At 48.1% G+C, this 18690-nt stretch carries 15 protein-coding genes; 10 read left to right on the top strand and 5 right to left on the bottom strand.

The window, feature by feature from the left end; all coding sequences use genetic code 11:
• The coding region (locus PX481_RS26075) for a helix-turn-helix domain-containing protein (RefSeq protein WP_288096859.1) at window positions 1–291 on the bottom strand (291 nt) is incomplete at its 3' end.
• Window positions 292–463: 172 nt separating this feature from the next.
• On the opposite strand from PX481_RS26075, the gene PX481_RS26070 reads away from it, so the two are divergent.
• From PX481_RS26070 to PX481_RS26025, 10 genes are all read left to right on the top strand, one after another.
• Window positions 464–823, top strand: a complete 360-nt coding sequence (locus tag PX481_RS26070) for a ribbon-helix-helix domain-containing protein (RefSeq protein WP_002757532.1) — start codon at window positions 464–466, stop codon at window positions 821–823.
• 1029 nt (window positions 824–1852) lie between these two features.
• Complete coding sequence (locus tag PX481_RS26065; RefSeq protein WP_002757534.1) at window positions 1853–2074, top strand: alpha-amylase family glycosyl hydrolase; 222 nt, start codon at window positions 1853–1855, stop codon at window positions 2072–2074.
• A gap of 85 nt (window positions 2075–2159) precedes the next feature.
• A complete protein-coding gene (locus PX481_RS26060) occupies window positions 2160–5369 on the top strand; it encodes a protein-glutamine glutaminase family protein (RefSeq protein WP_288026415.1) in 3210 nt (1069 codons plus the stop codon).
• Between the two features lie 206 nt (window positions 5370–5575).
• Window positions 5576–6388 carry a C1 family peptidase gene (locus PX481_RS26055; protein WP_002757538.1) on the top strand — a complete coding sequence of 271 codons (813 nt, stop codon included), beginning with the start codon at window positions 5576–5578 and terminating at the stop codon, window positions 6386–6388.
• Window positions 6389–6513: 125 nt separating this feature from the next.
• Window positions 6514–6996, top strand: coding sequence for a protease inhibitor I42 family protein (locus tag PX481_RS26050; protein WP_002757540.1), 483 nt, complete (start codon window positions 6514–6516; stop codon window positions 6994–6996).
• Between the two features lie 43 nt (window positions 6997–7039).
• Window positions 7040–8035, top strand: coding sequence for a DUF2278 family protein (locus PX481_RS26045; RefSeq protein ID WP_288096855.1), 996 nt, complete (start codon window positions 7040–7042; stop codon window positions 8033–8035).
• Between the two features lie 60 nt (window positions 8036–8095).
• Entirely contained in the window at window positions 8096–9208 is a 1113-nt protein-coding gene (locus tag PX481_RS26040) for a cyanophycinase (RefSeq protein ID WP_002757543.1), read from the top strand.
• A gap of 72 nt (window positions 9209–9280) precedes the next feature.
• Complete coding sequence (locus PX481_RS26035; protein WP_002757546.1) at window positions 9281–9604, top strand: hypothetical protein; 324 nt, start codon at window positions 9281–9283, stop codon at window positions 9602–9604.
• A 63-nt stretch (window positions 9605–9667) separates the two neighbouring features.
• Complete coding sequence (locus tag PX481_RS26030) at window positions 9668–11902, top strand: M6 family metalloprotease domain-containing protein (RefSeq protein ID WP_288087166.1); 2235 nt, start codon at window positions 9668–9670, stop codon at window positions 11900–11902.
• Window positions 11903–12061: 159 nt separating this feature from the next.
• Window positions 12062–15490 (top strand): P-loop NTPase fold protein, encoded by a 3429-nt coding sequence (locus tag PX481_RS26025; RefSeq protein WP_288057442.1) that lies wholly within the window; start codon window positions 12062–12064, stop codon window positions 15488–15490.
• A gap of 217 nt (window positions 15491–15707) precedes the next feature.
• On the opposite strand, the gene PX481_RS26020 is transcribed toward PX481_RS26025, so the two are convergent.
• From PX481_RS26020 to PX481_RS26005, 4 genes are all read right to left on the bottom strand, one after another.
• On the bottom strand, window positions 15708–16628 hold the full coding sequence (locus PX481_RS26020) for a hypothetical protein (RefSeq protein ID WP_353852232.1): 921 nt from the start codon (window positions 16626–16628) through the stop codon (window positions 15708–15710).
• The gene (locus tag PX481_RS26015; RefSeq protein ID WP_139374444.1) at window positions 16621–17058 is read right to left on the bottom strand and encodes a type II toxin-antitoxin system VapC family toxin; all 438 of its coding nucleotides are present in this window, start codon (window positions 17056–17058) and stop codon (window positions 16621–16623) included. The genes PX481_RS26020 and PX481_RS26015 overlap by 8 nt, the downstream gene beginning before the upstream one ends.
• On the bottom strand, window positions 17051–17290 hold the full coding sequence (locus PX481_RS26010) for a YlcI/YnfO family protein (protein ID WP_287999131.1): 240 nt from the start codon (window positions 17288–17290) through the stop codon (window positions 17051–17053). The genes PX481_RS26015 and PX481_RS26010 overlap by 8 nt, the downstream gene beginning before the upstream one ends.
• A 107-nt stretch (window positions 17291–17397) precedes the next feature.
• The gene (locus PX481_RS26005; RefSeq protein ID WP_288096852.1) at window positions 17398–18588 is read right to left on the bottom strand and encodes a tyrosine-type recombinase/integrase; all 1191 of its coding nucleotides are present in this window, start codon (window positions 18586–18588) and stop codon (window positions 17398–17400) included.
• Window positions 18589–18690: the final 102 nt, after the last annotated feature.

Genomic DNA, 18690 nt, shown 5'->3' with positions numbered 1-18690 from the left:
TTCCTCGATACTCTCGATTTTTCTAAGGGGCAGTACCTTTTTTTCTCCTAAAACCTTTTCTAAAATTGGTTGTAGGCGATGTACCCATCTATTCGCTTGTGAGCGGTCAAAATCGAACAATACTGCCGCCAAGTCAAAGGTTGGATAGCACTTCAAGTAAAACAGGATATAGAATAATTTCTCTCTGATGCTTTGCAATCTAGCTTTCCGGCCAGCTCCGATTTTTCTTTTTCTTGGCTTTTCCCTGTTGTCTGCTTCCGCCAAATACACCTGTTCAAATTTCTCTAACAAGGTCTCAAACGCTCTTCTATTGAGTCCTGTGGTCGCTCTCAAGAGTCTATCTTGATGCAATATTCTGCCAATGTTCAGCATTCAAGGGGATATCCAATCATTGTTTCTTCCCCATTATGCCACTATTACGCAACAAGTCTAATCTAATGTATATAGATAATCGAATTCGGCTATGGTCAGCAAAATCCGCAAGCAAATTTATATCGAAGCCGAACAGGATAATTTACTAAAAGAGAGCGCTCGACGAACGGGACTCAGCGAGGCCGAGATCATCCGACGTGCAATAGATTGGCACATAAGCCCTGTCAACGGTCTCGAAAACCAAAATTTATTATCGCAATTACATAATTTATCGAGACATGAAAAGTTGAAACTGATCAAATTTTTATTGCAGGATTCAGAAACAAATAATGCCGATTCCGATCAGACTTTATTATCTCAATTAGCTGGAACTTGGACAGAGGCGGATGAGATGGATTTTTTACAAAATACAGAAGCCTTTCGAGCAGTTGAGGAAAGTTTGCGGAGCTAAGACCGATTCTACTGGATACCAACGCTTATACCACTTTTAAACGTAATATTTTTGAAACATTTGAGGTTATTAGAAACACGCCTTTAATCGGTTTAAATAGTGTAATTTTAGGAGAATTTATGGTGGTTTTGCGTTGAGTTCTAGAGAAGAATATAACCGAAGGAAACTTAAGCAATTTTTGGAAATATCCAAAATTAACTGTTTTGCGAACGCAAAGCGCTCGCTACGCGAGATCGATTGCGATACCGCCGAATATTACTCTAGAGTTTATTATTACTTGAGGAAAAATGGCAATCCGATTGCGACTAACGATATGTGGATTGCGGCGACCGCTCTACAATATAATCTGGCTTGATTTAGCTATGACAAGCATTTTCGGGCGGTCGATGGGTTGATAACGGGAAATAGCATCGCCGATTTTGCGATTATTCGATCTTAAGAGAATTGCTTCAGATCGGTATCGCTGAAAGTGTAGCTTCAAAAGATACCAGGAAGCCAAAAGAAAGAATCGAACTTACCAAAAACTATTTGAGAGGGAGTCCTTAACTTTTGTTAAAAATAAGTGAGTGGACAGGCTAGGAAAAATTAAGTTTTGAAAATTTAACTGCACTTTACTATACTTTCACTTTACCCTAGAAGAAGAACATCAAAAAGTCAAAAAATATACATGAAGACGGTCAACAAGGAGGGAATAAGCCAACGACCTCATGCCTAGAAAAAAGCTTTTTAAGTAGGAATTAAAAGAGCGGCGGACAGGATGAGTAGTTTGAAAGATTGAGAGGAAAAATCCCATGACGACAACCGTTCAACGCTTAAGCGAACTGAATTTTGCATCCCTATCACCGGCAGGGGGATTGTTCCCGTCGCCGATCACCTGGGAAGACCAAACGTTCTATTTCTTGATGCTCGATCGCTTCTCCGATGGTCGTGAAAACGGGTACAAGGACAACGAGGGGAATTTAGTCCGGAGCGGGACAACCCCACCCTACAGTCCGGCTGGTGCGGAAAATGCCGTGAAAACCGAGGCGGATGCAGCCCGAGCAGCGCGAAGCAGGAGTCAAATATGTGGGAGGGACGCTCAAGGGGTTAGAGAGCAAAATCGGCTATCTGAAACGATTGGGGGTGACGTCGCTCTGGATTAGCCCTATTTTTAAACAGGTTCGGTTTCGGGAAACTTATCACAGCTACGGCACAGGTGTGAGAACCGCTATAGAACAATCAACTACATACGGAGGAACTAAAAATGTCTAATTCTAATGCACTGATAGATAAGATCAGGAAACTGTCTCCATCTAGGGAAATTCTGAGATCCCTTCCATCCCAAGAATCACAGGTTATGACGGTGAACTTTGAAGGCGATCGAGTAGGTCTTTTAGACCTAAGCTATCCCCCTGCGACGGTTTGGGCACGAATGGTTGATTACCTTCAGAGAAATAACAGGCCAGTCTATGTAGAAATCGATTCTGAGACAAATATCATCACAAAATTATCTGTTCCCGAAGCTGCCAAGGTTTGGCGAATAAATGAAAGTGAAGAAGCTGTTTATGTTACCTTCTATACTTCTCAAGCCCGCCACTATCTGCCGCGCAATCATCCGGATTTTCAGAAGATGTTGAATGAACTTCAAGCGGCACTGGCGAACGATGCTGCCATTCTGGTTACATCAACCCAGCAAAACTTTGAAATTATCGATGTCCGACCGCTCCCTCAATCCTTTGGCATTGATCGCCCTACCGAGCCACCGGCTCCATCCGCCCCCGATCCGCCCGTCACATGGGATAGGGCAGTCGAACTGTTTAATCTGATGCAAGCGAAATCCTGTGTGCCCTGCTCCTCTACCGATCCCTGCATTCCTTACAAATTCCCCTATAACGGATGCTGGATCAGGGCGCATCTGATGTGCTATCTGATGATAGCAGAGGGAGAAACCCCCGAAAAAATCTGGATTGATTCTGCGGGTTGCAATTTGCTTGCCCCTAGCTCAAATGTGCCTGAGTGCGAAGTGCATTGGTGTTGGCACGTAGCACCGACGTTGATGGTTCAACAACCCAGCGGGCCGGATCTGAAAATGGTCATCGATCCTTCCCTCTGCGATAAACCAGTTACTCCCGACGAATGGCGATTACGCCAGACTGACACCAGTGCAACACTGACACCTTCTCTATGGGAGCAATACTGGCCCAGCGGAGGGACAGCGACGCAAGCTCAAGCCAACAACGACATGGAGCAGTACAGGATTTTATTAGATGGACTATGCCAGGACTATGGACCTTCACCCTATGCTTGTCCGATTGTCAAGTCCTGCCATTTTATCGTTGATCGCAGCACCTTCGGTGAAGACGAGATTGCAGCAATGCTGAAGCCTGGACAGGCGGCAGTGATTGAAGCAGCTTTTTATGTGATTGTCGATGGCTTCTCTGCCCAAGAGCTTGGCATCACATCTGCAACGCTGTTTGGTGTGCCGAACATCAAGCCTGCACTGACGATCGCCCCAAGCATCGCTCAAATGACAGCCGAGGCGGTTGCGCTTGACGTGGAAGACCCAAGCCATCTCAAACGTCGGCAGAGATTAACCTGGACTTATCAGATTAGCTTCACAGGCACCGACGGATTTGTCAACGACGTGGAGGATGTAACACTTACCGCGTTGATCGCAACTGTGTCGAGTAGCGCGACCATCTACCTGATCAAGCAGCCCAATCCCTACGAAGTCGATGGTCCAGTTTCCTGGTTGAGCGGAGATCTGCGGGTGTTCCAAATTAAGGCAGGCGAGTCGCAGTTTGGCAAGACCATGGGGAACGCGCCCGATCAGGCTCCGGACTTCATCGAGCAAGTGATTGCCAACTTGAACAATGGCACCACTGGTGGACAGACCTTTGACGATATCTCCATCGATCAGCAGACATCCAAACTAGAACTCTCCGAAAAAGTTAAAGTCAACGGGACGCTGACGCCTGTTTTTAACTTTGCGATCGCTCGGGTACACTATCGATCGAAAATCAAAGAGGCGAAAGACGTGCGGGTATTCTTTCGACTTTTCCCAGCCTCGACGACCTCATTGGAATACAACCAGTCAACGACCTACCGTCGCGGCGGAAAAGCCGGCACGATCATCCCGCTCCTTGGAATTCAGGGAGGAATTGCGGGCGGCGAGGTAATCAGTATTCCCTGCTTTGCCGCACCACGAATTGATTCATCGGATCCAACCAAGACCCTGAACGACCAACCTGACCCAGCGAATGTGCAGACGCTTCAACCCGACACAACAGGGGCAGAGAGTTACAACTACTTCGGTTGCTGGTTAGACATCAACCAGTCCTCCCAACCTCAGTTTCCGTTCCAAGCATCACCGATGGATGGACCCTATCCAGCAGCGGATCGTAAAACAATCTATGAACATATCCGCAACAAGCACCAGTGTCTCGTTGCCGAAATTGCCTTTGATCCCGATCCGATTCCACCCAATGCGACTCCAGGATCCTCTGACAAACTCGCCCAGCGGAATCTCATGATCGTTGAATCCCCAAATCCTGGCAACCTCGCATCCCGCCGCATCCCCAATACCTTTGACATCCGACCGACACGGGCAAATCTTGGTCCTGATGAGATCCCGGACGAATTGATGATTGACTGGGGAAACACCCCAGTCGGAAGCCTTGCAACCCTCTATCTGCCAAGTGTCAGCGTCACCCATATCCTGGAAATGGCCGTGCAGATGTACAGATCACACCGATTGATTCGGATCGACGATCATACTCTGCGTTGCCCGACGGATGGCATCACCTATATACCCATTCCACCCGGATCGGACACCAATTTAGCCGGGTTGCTGTCAATCGATTTACCCCCAACAGTAAGGCGAGACGAGGTTTTCACGGTAGTTGTCCGGCAAGTGACGAGTACAGGCAAAGAACTTCCGATTGAGCCACGTCTGCAAGACTCGCCGTCGGAAAACCTGGCGATTGTAGAACATTCAAGGAAATGGCGGCGCATCCTTGGCACATTCCAGCTTACGATTCCGGTTCGGACGAAAGAGGAAATGCTCGGACCGGAAGAACGCATATTATCCAATCTCCGCTGGGTTCAGCAGTCCATCCCCGAAAATAACCGTTGGTTCCCTGTTTTCAACCGTTATGTTGAACAGATTGCTAATCGGGTTGACGCGCTCGGTGGCGATTCTAGCCAGGTTGAAGCATCACCGACTGGAGACTGGCAGAAAGTACGGCTCTGCCGAACATTAGCTATCATCTGTGCCGTCTCACTGACAATTTTCATCGTTGCCCTCGGCATAATGACCAATTGGGTAACTGTCGCAGTGATTGCAGTCTTCCTAGCTGTGATCGCCTTAACCTGGGTCATTCAGTGTCAGCCCAATATTTGCAGCAAGCTGCGGGTTATTGTGGCGGGTGCAGGCATTGGTGCCTTGATACTGGCAATCTTGGTACTACTTGGAGCATCGTCACCGCAACTTGTACCAGTTCTCTGTGGCGCTGTTGCTCTAACAGCTATCGCAAGTTTGATCGGACGTTCTCGAAAATGTTTCTGAGCTTATTGAGGAAGGCGATCGCTTTTTGAAAAGGCAATACGCGATCGCTAAAATCCAACAGGAGGTGAAATTCCCTTGAGCTACTCAACTTGACAACAATGCGATCGCAGTTTTTGAAACAGGAAAGAAGCGATCGTACTTCTGAGATGTCCATGCCACAAAGTAGAAAGTTCACATCTTTTTTAGATTAAACAGGAGTTGAAAAAATGACACGCACAAACAAACGTTATGGATGGGTTCCTGACTTACCAGATCATCGAGATCTGCTTTACGCTGCACCCGTTACGGCACTGAGAGCTTTACCAGCCAAGGTCGATCTCCGCCCTAATTGTCCCCACATCTACGATCAAGAACAGTTGGGCAGTTGTACCGCCAATGCCATTGCTAGTGCCCTTGAGTTCGATCAAATGAAGCAGAAATTGACGGATATTTTTACCCCTTCCCGCTTGTTTATTTACTACAACGAACGGGTCATGGAAGGGACTGTGAACGAAGATAGCGGCGCCATGATTCGTGATGGCATTAAAAGCGTTGGCAAGCAAGGCGCTTGTCCAGAGGAAAAAACCAAACAGCATCCGGGACCTGAGGGCATCTGGCCCTACGATCCTGATTATCAGGTCAGGTTTATTAAAAAACCTACCCCAAAATGTTATGAAGTCGCGGCCAAACACCAAGCAATTCTTTACAGCCGGCTAGTGCGAAACCTCAATCAGATGAAGGGATGTTTAGCATCCGGCTATCCCTTCGTCTTTGGGTTCAGTGTTTACGAGAGCTTTGAAAGTCAAGAGGTGAAACAAACAGGTCGCGTCCCCATGCCGTCTCCCAATGAACAATTATTGGGGGGTCATGCCGTGTTAGCCGTCGGTTATGATGATAGCCAACGGCGGTTTATCGTCCGCAACTCCTGGGGGAAAGACTGGGGAATGCAAGGCTACTTTACCATCCCCTATGCTTATCTGTTGGACGATAACCTAGCTGACGATTTCTGGACGATTCGTCAAGTGGAAAATGAACCGTAGGCTATCTCAAAACTCTATCTTGAGGAGATAGGGAAATCTGATTAAATGCGACTGTTTTCGGAGGAGCAGGGGTGATAAAGCTTATCTAACCTGTTTCCCAACCTCATTTCTAACTCAAAACTTCCATGTTTCAACGCGAATCTACTTTCAAGGATTTGAGCAATTTAAACCTCACTGCTGTACGCTGGATAGCTTTGACCCTGGGGATGATCTTAATCTGTCTCGTAGCTAACCCGGCCCATGCAGCCTGTAATAGTGACAATTCATTAGGAAGGAATTCTGGTATGTCGGAAATTGTAATTTTAGACAGCGATCAGGGGAAAACATTCGAGGTGCAGGCGGGCGATTTAATTGCCATCCGTCTCCCAGAAAACCCCACTACCGGCTATCATTGGGAAATCAGCGGAGTTGACAATCAGCTTGTCGAGTTCCCCGGTTCAGATTACTCGGTAGCACCCGGATCTGGTACAGGCGGTGGGGGTACGCGGACCTTCCATTTTAGGGCGAAGTCCACTGGAACGGCTCAGATTCAACTCAGGCGGCGGCGTTCATGGGAACCTGAGACTAGAGGAATTGAGCAGTTCACAGTCAATATTCAGGTTCAGTGATTGAGTCCTAGTGCTGATTATCTCAAAAGGAGGTATTGAAAAAATGTCTCTAGCAACCTATGGAGTATTAAAATGTCGGGCTTTGGAACGCAAAATCGATCCCCAGACCGATTCTTCGCCCCATTATCAGGTTTTGGTAAGCGATGGGCAGAAAAAACACCGCATCGCCATCAACGTCAAATCCCAAGAAAGCCCTTCCGATTTGCTGTATCTAGTCAATGACACCTTTCAGCACCCAATCTTAAATCAGTTAGCGAACTTCAGTTTAGGATTCCACAAACTGGAAAGCCAACCCGGAGGTGTGGCTCTGGATTTTATTCGCGGGAATTTGTTCCGTCCCGAAGACATGAAGCCACTGCCCCCGGACGTTCCCGGACCTGGCAATGACTTGAAAGAGTTGATTGACTTGTACCTTCAGCGGGCTATTCAAGCTGAAGATGCGATTTTGTACGCCTTCGGAGCCTCTTGGGGGCCGGAACCGACAAACCCCGACCAATACTTTGATTTTGTCCCCGGCAGCGGTATTCACGACCTCCACATGAATCAGGGCAGTGTGGGCAGATTCCAAAAGGATAACGGCGTTTATCAGGATGGCGCACTGCTGATTCATTTCCCCTCGCGCAACCAATGGATCGGCATCTTTCTTGCGTTCCAGTCCCAATCTTTCCATACCGATGATCGCACGGGCGATGCGATTACAGAGGTTCCAGTTGAGGCAGCCGTGAGGATTCTAGCGGCACTGGTGAATCCCCTGGGAGCAGATCCAGGCAAGGAGTCGGTGACACTGATCAATGTTTCGCCAGATGCTGTCGATCTCAAAGGCTGGGCATTGGCAGACAAGCAGAAACGCAAGTCTCGCTTACAAGACATCCGCCTCAAAGCAGGGGGCATCGTGACGGTACCACTGAGCGGGGCGGACGCACAACTGTCCAACGAGGGAGGCATCATCACGCTGCTAAATGCTCGGAGCATCAAAGTTCATGGGGTTTCCTATACCAAGGAACAAGCTCAGAAGCAGGGATGGACGCTCCTGTTCTAAACCTGACTTTTGGCTTTAAGAAAGTCCCTAAACCTAGATTGAGGAGGAGGTCAACTTTCCATGAAGATACCTGTACTAGAGCTTTTCCCCGCCAAATCAAAATTGATGTCCTTGGCTGTTGTTTTCTGTTGCCTGCTGCTGCTTTTCCCGGCCCCCGCCCGGGCTGAAGTCTGGCATCAATCAAATGGCAATAGTCAAGATGTGAATCCGCCATTGGTCGGTCCGGTTTACGACCTGGGTGGCGGCGGGACGGATGTTGATCGAGCCATCCAATGGGCGATCGACCAGGTTCGAGGCTGTCAGGACTGCTCAAAAACTGTCGATCTAGTCGTGCTTCGCTTTCTGACGGACGAAGATCAGGAAGCCTGGGATCGGTCAAAAAAACAACCTGACATTAAAAACGATTACCTCAAATATCATTCCCTCTTGCTCGACCCCCAACAGCGGCTGCAAGGATTAGACTCCATCGAAACTTATGTCTTTACCAATCCCGCCCGCCAAGAAGCTGAACAGCCCCAGATCGCTCAGGCGATCGAGAAGGCCGAAGTCGTCTTTCTCGCTGGGGGCGATCAATGCAAATATGCCCGCAACTTTAAAGGAACGGCGATTGAAGCTGCCATTGAGTCAGTTCAGGCCAGAGGCGGTGCGATCGGGGGAACTAGCGCGGGGGCGATGATTCAGGGGGAGTGGATTTTCAATGCTTGCTCGGATGCCGTTATCTCTGATGATGCCCTGGCCGATCCTTATGAAGATATCCTCTTTACTGACAACTTATTCCAATGGCGGGCGCTCAAGGGAACCATTGTCGATACCCACTTCTACCAGGATGATCGCATGGGTCGAGCGATGGCCTTTGTGGCTCGCTTGCTCAGAGATGGTATCACCCCTCGCGCCCTAGCCATCGGCATCGATGAAGGAACGTCCTTGGTAATTAATCAACAAGGGATGGCTCAGGTCATGGCCAACGAGCGGGACGGTTCAGCTTATTTAATTCTCGGCGACCACCAACCGGAAGTCTGCGAGCGAAATAAGCCTCTTAGTTTCTCAAATTACCGCGTTTGGCGAGTCAGAAATGGTCAAACCTTTGACCTGAAAAACATTCCCGCAACCGATTATTACCAAGTCAGCGTCAAGCGGGGACGCATATCTTCTAGCAATCCCTATCGTGGCTGAATTGAGCGACGGGAGCGAAACTCCCTTTCAGGTTCAGAAGATATCCGCGCTCATTCAAATCAGGAGTCAACCATGAGTGCCATCTTTGGAGAAACCTTAACCTTCCCCCAGGAAAACGGTCCTGAAGTCGAGCTAGTGGTCTTCGGTGACGAGTTCTATTCCCGTCGCGAAACCAAGGACGGTTATACCGTCATCTACGACGACAAACTGGGGCAATATGGCTACGCCATCTTGTGCGAGGGTGAATTTGCTTCCAGTGGCATTCCCATCCTGGAAGCGCCCCCACCTGAACTACAGCCGCACCTCGAGGAAGCTGAACCCATCCGGCGGGAGAAATTTGCCCGGCGTTACACCCAACTGAGACCGTCTCATACCGACTTGCCTTCTCAATCGTGATTCTCATGGCGTTTTGGATTTTGGATTTTCGAGAAAATTTAAACTCAACACAAGGAGTAAATTATGAGTGCCATATTTGGAGAAACCCTAATCTTCCAACAAGACAATGGACCCGACGTGGAACTGGTCGTCTTCGGGGATGAATTCTATGCCCGTTATGAAACCAAGGATGGTTACACCGCCGTTTACGATCCAGAGCGCGGACTCTACTGCTATGCCGTCTTACTGAGTGGGCGATTTGCCTCCAGCGGCGTTCCCATCTCCAAGCGCCCGCCCTCAGACATCCGGCGGGGACTGAAAGAAGCGGAAACTATTCGCAACGACAAGTTTGAAGGGCGCTATGCCGACCTGCGACCGCCACAACCCGGTGCGGCTGCTAACGTGGCCAGGACTCTCGGACCTAACAATGGGCTGCTGGAAGGGCGGCGCGTCAGTGAGGGACACATTCGCGGCTTAACGGTGCTGGTTGAATTTGCCGACCTCACCAGTGCAGTTACCGCCGCCGACGTGGAGGCGATGTTAAACGCCCCCAACTATCGAGAAAATGGCAACTTCTGCTCGGTGCGCGAATACTACCACCTGATGTCCAACGGCAAATTGGACTACTCGAATGTGGTGGTGGGGCCGATTAAACTGAGCCAGAACCAACGCTACTACGTCCAGAACCTCCTCTGTCGGGAAGCCCTCGATAAAGTGGTCAACCAACTGGGTATCGATCTGTCTCAATTTGACTCTCGCGGTGAAGGCATCGTCGATGCACTGAGCTTCATGTATGCCGGGCGCACCGTTTATGAAGGCAACCTCTGGCCCCATAACTCAGAACTGAACCTGACCTACAACGGCATCAAAGTTCGCTACTACACGATCCAGAGCTTAGGCCGCCAGCGAGTTGACCTGAGCATCGGCACCTTTTGCCATGAAAGTGGCCACCTCCTCTGCCGCTTCCCAGACTTATACGACTACGGCTCTCGGGATGGCGATTTTGAGAAGAGTGCTGGCATGGGGTATTACTGCCTGATGTCCGCTGGCAACCACCTCAACAACGGCCGCACCCCCGCTTCCATCTGCGGCTACTTGCGAGATCTGGTCGGGTGGTGTGATCGCCAAGTCCGCTTGAACTCTCCCGGTGTCTATGAGTCCAAACAGGGGGACTACGGCACCCTGATGAAATATGAAACCCATCGGGCTAATGAATACTTCATCATCGAAAACCGCACTCAACGCGGCCTAGATGCCTACCTCCCCGATAGCGGACTGGCGGTCTATCACTGCGATACTCTGGGGTCGAACGAGTGGCAGGGGGGAACCCGCGAGCGCCACTACCAATGTGGCTTGCTTCAAGCAGACGGGCATCTGGATCTCGAAAGCAATCGCAACCAAGGAGATAGCACCGATCTGTTTAAACGAGTGGATGGCGTGGCCTTGTCTTACGCCACAACCCCTTCGACCCGGGGCTGGGATAGCTCTGATTCAGGGCTGGCTCTTGCCGATATCTCAGAACCCGGTGAGGTGATTCGCCTCAAGGTGGGTTCGCTAGTCCCCTCCAACGTGGTGACGGGAAAGGTCACTGCTGACCTGCTCATTCCCGATAACAAGCGCGAAGGAATTAGCAGTGCGATCGCCATCAGCCAAGCTGGTAAAGTCAAAAGCCTGTCTGTCGGCGTAGACATCACCCACACCTACATTGGCGACCTGCAAGTGGAGTTGCAGTCCCCGTCTGGCAAGAAAGTCCTGCTCCACGACCGCGCCGGTGGCTCTCGTCGAGATTTACAACAGACCTACAGTTCAAGCTCCACGACTGCATTGTCGGCTTTGAACGGCGAATTGATTGCGGGATATTGGCTCTTGAACGTGCGAGATTTGGCCTCCCGTGACATCGGCCGGCTCAATCGCTGGAACATCGAAATTGAGTACGAGTCAGCGGGGCAAGTTGCCCGAGGTGAAGTGAGTCCGAACCTGTCAATTCCGGACAATACTCCCACAGGAATCAGCAGCGCCATCGCAATTGCCCAGTCAGGAACCCTCAAGGATATCTCTGTAGGGGTAGTCATCCCCCACACTTACATTGGCGACTTACTGGTGGAAATTGTGGCTCCCTCTGGTCAGAGTGTCACCCTACATAATATGTCAGGGGGCAGTAAAGACGATCTGAGGATGACCTACGACCGGACATCTACTCCTGCCCTAGAAGCCTTGGTCGGGCAACAGATTCAAGGCAACTGGTCCTTACGGGTCAAAGACCTGCAGCGGCTGGATACGGGCAAGCTGGAGAAATGGTCGCTGCAATTGATGTATTGAGGATCTAACCTTGAAGCCGTGCGCTCGCTTCTTCGGAGGGCAAGATGCGAGCGCAAATCTGAAACCCGATATGGAGACGATCGCTCCTTTATCTAAATCAGTTACAAGCGAATAAAATTTTCAGTTTCAAGTTATTTAACTTATAAATTGGCTTAGATCATGAAAAGAAAAGCATTAGTTATTGGAGTCAATCAATACAAAGGAAGTATTTTTTGCCCACAACATTCTCTCAAAGATGCTGAGGATATCGCTCAGTTACTGCGAACATTTGGTCGATTTGACGAAGTCCAAGTGTTGCTCAATCAATTTAAAGAACAAGATAAAGATCATAAAAACCCTTATGAGCCTGATAAATTAAAAATTTTGATAGAGCAACTCTTTAATCCTCAAGATGGAGATACGGAAACGGCACTATTTTACTTCTCTGGTAATGGTGCTGGAATCTATGGAGCAGAAGAAAAAGAAACTCAAAAAGGTGACCTGTTACTGACTGATTTCCCTGATCCTTTAACCGAATCTCAGTCTGAACCTACACCTAAACCTAAATCAAGAAGTATTTCGCTGAAATGTTTACACGATCAACTTGAAAAAAGTCCTGTTAAACAACAAATTGTTTGGCTAGACAGTGATTTCAGTAATTTATTTATTGATTTGTTTTCCCAAGCAAGTAGTGAAGTAAAATATGATCGTTGCTTTATTGCTGCTAATTATAGTTATGCTGGAGAAACCTCTACTCATGGCGTTCTTACGGATGCTTTATTACAGGGCTTGAATTCAGTTAAGCAAATCAAGAATTCAATCACTAACCACGATTTAGTAGATGATCTACTAAAGACATTCAATTGGCCAAAAGATCTTATAAAAAATATTGGATATCCAATTCCAATAATAGAGAGTAATCTTCGTGGTCAAAAGCTATTGAATGATTCGGAAGAAGGAGACGATCTCCTTAGTATTAAAAATGAGACTAATGCCTTAGCTGATATGTTGCTTCTGCGGGATTTGAAGCCACCATTAGCAGTAGGAATTTTGGGAGGATGGGGAAGCGGAAAGTCTTTCATTATGAATCTGATGCAGCAGAGAATGAATGAAATTCGTAGCTTATCCCTAACGGAAGAACAGGCATGGAGTACGGAAGAGAAAAAAGCTTTTCCCTATGTTGGGCATATCTATCAAATCAAATTTGATGCCTGGACTTTTGCTAAGTATAACCTTTGGGCTAGTCTGATGCAAACCATCTTTCTGGAATTAGATCGCCAGATATCGCTTGAACAGAAACTTGCCAGAGTCCTCGCTGAAGACTCTGACAATGAGCCATCACGTGCCAAAGCTCTCCGCGAAACAGGATTCTATTGGTCATTTCTTTATGAAACCAATGAAGAAGATCGTGCCTATTTCTTAGATCGGGTGCTACCCCAACAAAAACTTGCCCTACTGAAAGATCCCCCATTATCAACAGCAGACAGCATTCTATGGAAAGAACTCTTATGGGAGCAATACGGCAAAGTTGAAAAACAATTTCAAGAAAGAAAGGAAAGTCAACAAGCCAAACTTAGTTTAATTGAGCAACAAAAATCCGAAAATCAAAAACAGATAGATAAGATAAAAGACAAAATTGTTCAAATTGAAACAGACTATGAAGGAAGAGAAAAATACCTAAAAAGTAATGTTCAACAAGCGATTCACTCAAGTTTAGATATTGCGAAAACCATTTTAATTAACCGATTAGGAAAAGCAGGAGAAACAGTTTTTGAAATAATCTCCAGTCAAATAAAGGAGGAACTTGAAAAACAAAATATAGATACTAAACAATTTGATGACGTATTAACAAAAGTTAGCCAGATTCTCGAATCAGGAAAAATTCAACAAGATGTCGATGGTAAAACTAGAACAATTAATCTAACTCATAAAGCCTTTACACAATGGTTTTTAAAAAATTCTGGGTTAATCACTGGTTTTGTTATGTTAGGGTTAGCTAGTGTAGCAATACCGATTATTGTAGATAAAATTCCCCAAGTAAATATCGGGGCACAAATTGCCAGTTTAATCATTCCACTTGTTCCTGCGATTGGTGTTGCACAAAAACTGCTTATATCTGGTCAAAAATGGTACATAAAAGTCGAATCTGTCTTAACAGACTACAAAGAACAACTCCAAGAATATAAAACCAAACAACCTGAAAAATTATTACAAGAGAGAACAGAAAATGATCCAGTTTTGAAAAGTTTGTCTCAGCAAACTCAACAATTCATTCGAGTTAAAAATAATCTAGAAATTTATCAGATACAACTTGAACAAGAAACCTTAGAAATAGAACAAGCGATCGCAGAAACTGAAGCAAAATTACCTCAAGAGCAATATGGTAAATTAAGCAGTTTTGTTCGTTCTCGCATAGAAGACAATAGCTACGAAAAACATTTGGGGTTAATGCACCAAATTAAAGAAGATATTTGGAAACTCAGTATAAGTCTATTACCCCCGAAAAGTGAAGCCGAATTTAAAACCAAATTAGAAAACCTCAAAAAAGTCTTTCCTAGGGGTTCAGCCCGCGTCTTTATCTACATTGATGATCTTGACCGCTGCCCCCCTCATCGTGTTGTCGAAGTTCTAGAAGCTGTCCAGCTTTTGGTTAAAACACCTCTCTTCATTGCTGTTCTTGCCATTGATGAGCGTTACATCACCCGTGCTTTAGAAAAGTATTATAAAGACGTACTGATTCCCAGAGGCAGTCCCTCTGGTATAGATTATCTGGAAAAAATTATTCAGATTCCTTACCGGGTACGTTCTATCGCTCACTCAGCATTATTCAATTACTTGGACAAGCAAATGGAAGTGGAGCGTAAACGTGAAGAAAACAAAGCTACCAGTAAAGAGACATCCACTAATAGCTCTCAAGGGACTGAAATAGGTGTTACTAAGACAACAAATAATGACAAATCAGTCTCTACTCAACCGGATCAAATAGCAAAGCTGACCCTGGACACACTCAAGTTTACTGAGACAGAATTTGATGAATTGCTAAAATGCTGTCAACAAATTGAACTCTCGCCCAGAAAAATTAAGCGATTAGTGAACATTTACAAGATATTCAGAATCAGTGAGTTTCACGCCAGCAAAATGGGAAAAAAAAGTGATGAACAAGCAAGAGTTATTTTGTCTGTTCTTGCCCTGTCAGCACGTTATCCTGATTTAATACGGGAAGTGTTTGAAAAATTAGACCTCGAGTTTGAGAAGTTCGAGACATTAAAGCAAGGTCTCAAGAGATTCAAAGAATTGGAGGAGAAAAATCAAACAGTTCAAGCAGAAGAAATAAAGAGCAAGGAGAAAGAGTTAAAGGACAATGAGAAAAAACTAAAAGAAATGAAAATACTTGATTTTTTTTCAGATCTTTCCCTGGAACCTGGTGATGCTTATTTGCAACGAGAATACAATAGACTTAACCTTGATGCGACAGCCTTACTGGAGGACGTAACGCTAACTCAATTTGATTTAGAAACCTTTAATTTGGTTCGTTCATTCCGCTTTTTTGGTGATATTGGCTACAGTCCGGAGGATTCCCAAAGAACAGTTCGTTCTCATCAAGGGTAGATATCAGGCGTTCACTTGACACCGATCTGAAAACATAAATTTCGCCGTCGGCACGGCGGGTCGAGGCTTAACCATATACCACTTCTCGCTTTCAGGGCTTTTTCTTAATTCTAACCTCCCTATAGTGATAAAAGAGCGTTATCGCTTTAAACAGCAGATCGTGGTGAACAGTTATCTCACCCTCTATCCAGCGATTCGAGTCCATCGAGGACGGCAATTAATCGGTCACTAACCCGTAATACCTCTCTAGCATCGTCAGCATTTCCTCCTCTAACTCGCTCAAGTAAGGTCGCTGTAGTTTCCCCAAGATTCCTAAGAAGGCGACGGCGGTATCTTCTAGATCGTCCCGTTCCCTCAGTCTCGATAGTCGATCTCGCGTAGCGAGCGCTTTGCGTTCGCATAATCGCCGCACCGTCTGACAGTCCCCTTCGGTGTAGCCCAACTCCTTGAGGTACTCGATTTTAACCAGATCGATCGCCCCATCGTGAAGTCGCAGATCGCAGGAGCGCGGGTGAACGGCAGTAACGATCGCCCAACAGTTGTTTTTCCCTTTCAGGCGCGGGTTATCTTTGGCAAGGATACCGACCACTTCCCCCACCTCGAAAACATTCGCTTTCCCTTTGTCCCGGTATTTACCCACCGTCTCGCGAACGACTCGGTGGTCGGGAGTTTTGCCCCCAGCTTCCGCTACGGCCTCATTCCAGACGGTGGGTTGTTGTTGCGGGGCAAGGACGGCCAGGGGGCGCACCTGATACTCGCTCGATGGTAGGAGCGGGCAGTTAGCGGCACTCAGGGTTCGGTAGATCGCCGCCCCCGTAATTAAATAGTTGGCCTTCTGACGACTGTGACCGAATCGCCCCCGACAGTAATCCTCGAAGGAGTCGTACCCGTCCCGGTACAACCGTCGATCTCGCAGTTCTTGCAGGGCGGAACCGGCCTGGTAGAAAGCCCGTTCTACCGTCCGCTCTAACCGCTCCCTGTCCCTGACCTCCTCCTCGCTCAACGGTCGCGAGGATTGAATTACCTCCACCTCGATCGCAAAGCGCTCGCTACGCGAGATCGCTTCTACCCCGCGCCCCGCAGAAGCTAACATTTCATCGAGTTCGTCTTCTGTCCATTCCGACCGTCTTTTAGCCATCGCGTTCATTTTCCCCATCCAGAACGAACACATAGGACGGTTTGGGAACTAGAGCCTTCAAGAATACCGTGTCAGCCGTCCAGTAATTGGCTCTCTCTCTCTCGGCTACAGCCAGAAAAACCGCATCGTACAACGTCAGTAAACCGTACATCCGGGCCATCTCCCACGCCCTCTCTCGAATATCTTCCCCATCGACATAATCGATCGGTAATTCCCCGAAGGCACTATAGAGTTGACCCGCCTCCCCTTCCGTTAGCAGACCACTCCTGATTTTTTTCCGCAAAACCGAAGCGATTTCGGCCCATGCGAAACAGGGGAGGACGATCCGACCCGATAGCGCCCGGCCGACCAATTCCGTCGCCGCTCCTTCCTGTTCGTCGGGACACAAATATTTGATGAAAACACTGGTATCGATACAGTAACTACTCAAGCTCCGATTCCCCCTCTCTCAACTGACGGAGCAGGGGGATCGGGTCAGGGTGTACTCCCGTTCTCCGTTTGACCTGTTCCCGTAATCGCTGGATAGTATCGTGAGCTTCTAGGGCTTTACGCCGCCTCACCTCTCGCTCCACGGCTTCCACTACTAGCTCGTTAAACGATTCTTTCCCAGACTTGAGCCGCTTGGCCTGCCGCATCAACTCAGACGGGAATCGGATCGTCACCGCTTCCTTTTCCATAACCATTTCCAATAACCACCGTTTAGTTACATTTTACGCGAATTTTGCCAGCCCTATAGGATAGATATGGCTACCAGCGCTTTGCTCCAAGCTCAGACCAACCCCGCTAACAGGTCGGAGATTTCCCCCTGCACGTTTTTGCGGTTGTCATCGTAGATCATTAAAGTATTGAGATCAGCGTGACGGCTCAATTTCTGCACCCGCCGCACGTCACCGCCCGTCGCGTCGAGAGCGGCGGTTATTCCCGAATGACGCACCCGGTGGGGCGACATTTTCTTGTTCACCCCGGCCGCAGCGGCGATTTTCGCCACCAATTTATGGATCGCCGAGCCGGTCAGTCGATGACCGCGACTACAGCGATCGAGGGCGATAAAAAGAGGTTGACGGATATCGAGTTCCCGCCGCTCCCGTAACCAATCCAAGATCGCATCAAGGGTCGGACGCGACAGACTGACGGTTTCTTTCTGTTGACCCCGACCCTTACCGAAGATGGCCAACGTTCGACCCTCGGTATCGAGATCCTTAATATCCGCACTCTCGATCTCCCCCCGCCGGAGGGCGTTATCCCAGAGCAATCGTAGGATGGCGTAGTCCCGTTTCCCCTTGAGAGTTGAGCGGTCGGGAACGGCCAACAGGTCGCGGTACACTTCCTTGCTTACCCCGGTGGTGTCCCGGTAACGCACCACCTTGTCCCCCGATAGCTCGGACAGATTGAAATCGCATTGCCCCAGTTGATTGGCCAATCTCACCAGGGACTTGATCGCCGATAAGCGCCGGTTTCTCGTCGCCTCCGCTAGTCCCCGCTCGTCCCGCAGGTGAGCCTTATAGCGCAGTACCAAAGAGAGCGCAGCGAACCGATCGAGGGAGAGGAATTCTTGCGTTACCCCCGGGGTCGGTTCCTCGCAACCGAAGGCGAAGACAAAGAAATCCTTTAAATCCCCCGCATAAGCGTGTCGCGTCCGGGGCGAACGCTTGGCCGCAAGCAGTTGGGCTAATACGTCCGGGTTGTCGAGGGCTTGCCCTGAGCTAGGTCGAAGGGGGGCGATATCCTCGCGTCTGGTTAGATCGGTGGCTGACACGAATTTAGGGTTGCGATAATGTAGATTTACGCTACCTAGATTATCATGTTCGACATCCCGACAACGGGACGTTGTCAGAAAACGGGGTCGCAGACGCTCGACGGTCGGGGAATGACGACGAACGGGGTCAAATAGCATCAGAAAATAGAGGAAAAACATTTGACGTGATGAACGATCGGGTATGCTATTTAAACGGGCTTCCACAGATTAAAACACGACCTTTTTATTGTACTCCCTTCGATTGATTCAAGAGATTTTGGTAACATTCGGTCGGGGTACGGTAAGATAAATATTTAAAGGGAGTCT

This window comes from Microcystis sp. M53603_WE2 (assembly GCF_030065435.1).
This window is presented reverse-complemented; position numbering and strand designations above follow the sequence as displayed.

Excerpts from the sequence above, each read along its gene's own strand:
- PX481_RS26070 (WP_002757532.1), top strand. The coding sequence starts at position 464 with ATGGTCAGCAAAATCCGCAAGCAAATTTATATCGAAGCCGAACAGGAT.
- PX481_RS26065 (WP_002757534.1), top strand. The coding sequence starts at position 1,853 with ATGCAGCCCGAGCAGCGCGAAGCAGGAGTCAAATATGTGGGAGGGACG.
- PX481_RS26060 (WP_288026415.1), top strand. The coding sequence starts at position 2,160 with ATGACGGTGAACTTTGAAGGCGATCGAGTAGGTCTTTTAGACCTAAGC.
- PX481_RS26055 (WP_002757538.1), top strand. The coding sequence starts at position 5,576 with ATGACACGCACAAACAAACGTTATGGATGGGTTCCTGACTTACCAGAT.
- PX481_RS26050 (WP_002757540.1), top strand. The coding sequence starts at position 6,514 with ATGTTTCAACGCGAATCTACTTTCAAGGATTTGAGCAATTTAAACCTC.
- PX481_RS26045 (WP_288096855.1), top strand. The coding sequence starts at position 7,040 with ATGTCTCTAGCAACCTATGGAGTATTAAAATGTCGGGCTTTGGAACGC.
- PX481_RS26040 (WP_002757543.1), top strand. The coding sequence starts at position 8,096 with ATGAAGATACCTGTACTAGAGCTTTTCCCCGCCAAATCAAAATTGATG.
- PX481_RS26035 (WP_002757546.1), top strand. The coding sequence starts at position 9,281 with ATGAGTGCCATCTTTGGAGAAACCTTAACCTTCCCCCAGGAAAACGGT.
- PX481_RS26030 (WP_288087166.1), top strand. The coding sequence starts at position 9,668 with ATGAGTGCCATATTTGGAGAAACCCTAATCTTCCAACAAGACAATGGA.
- PX481_RS26025 (WP_288057442.1), top strand. The coding sequence starts at position 12,062 with ATGAAAAGAAAAGCATTAGTTATTGGAGTCAATCAATACAAAGGAAGT.
- PX481_RS26020 (WP_353852232.1), bottom strand. The coding sequence starts at position 16,628 with ATGGCTAAAAGACGGTCGGAATGGACAGAAGACGAACTCGATGAAATG.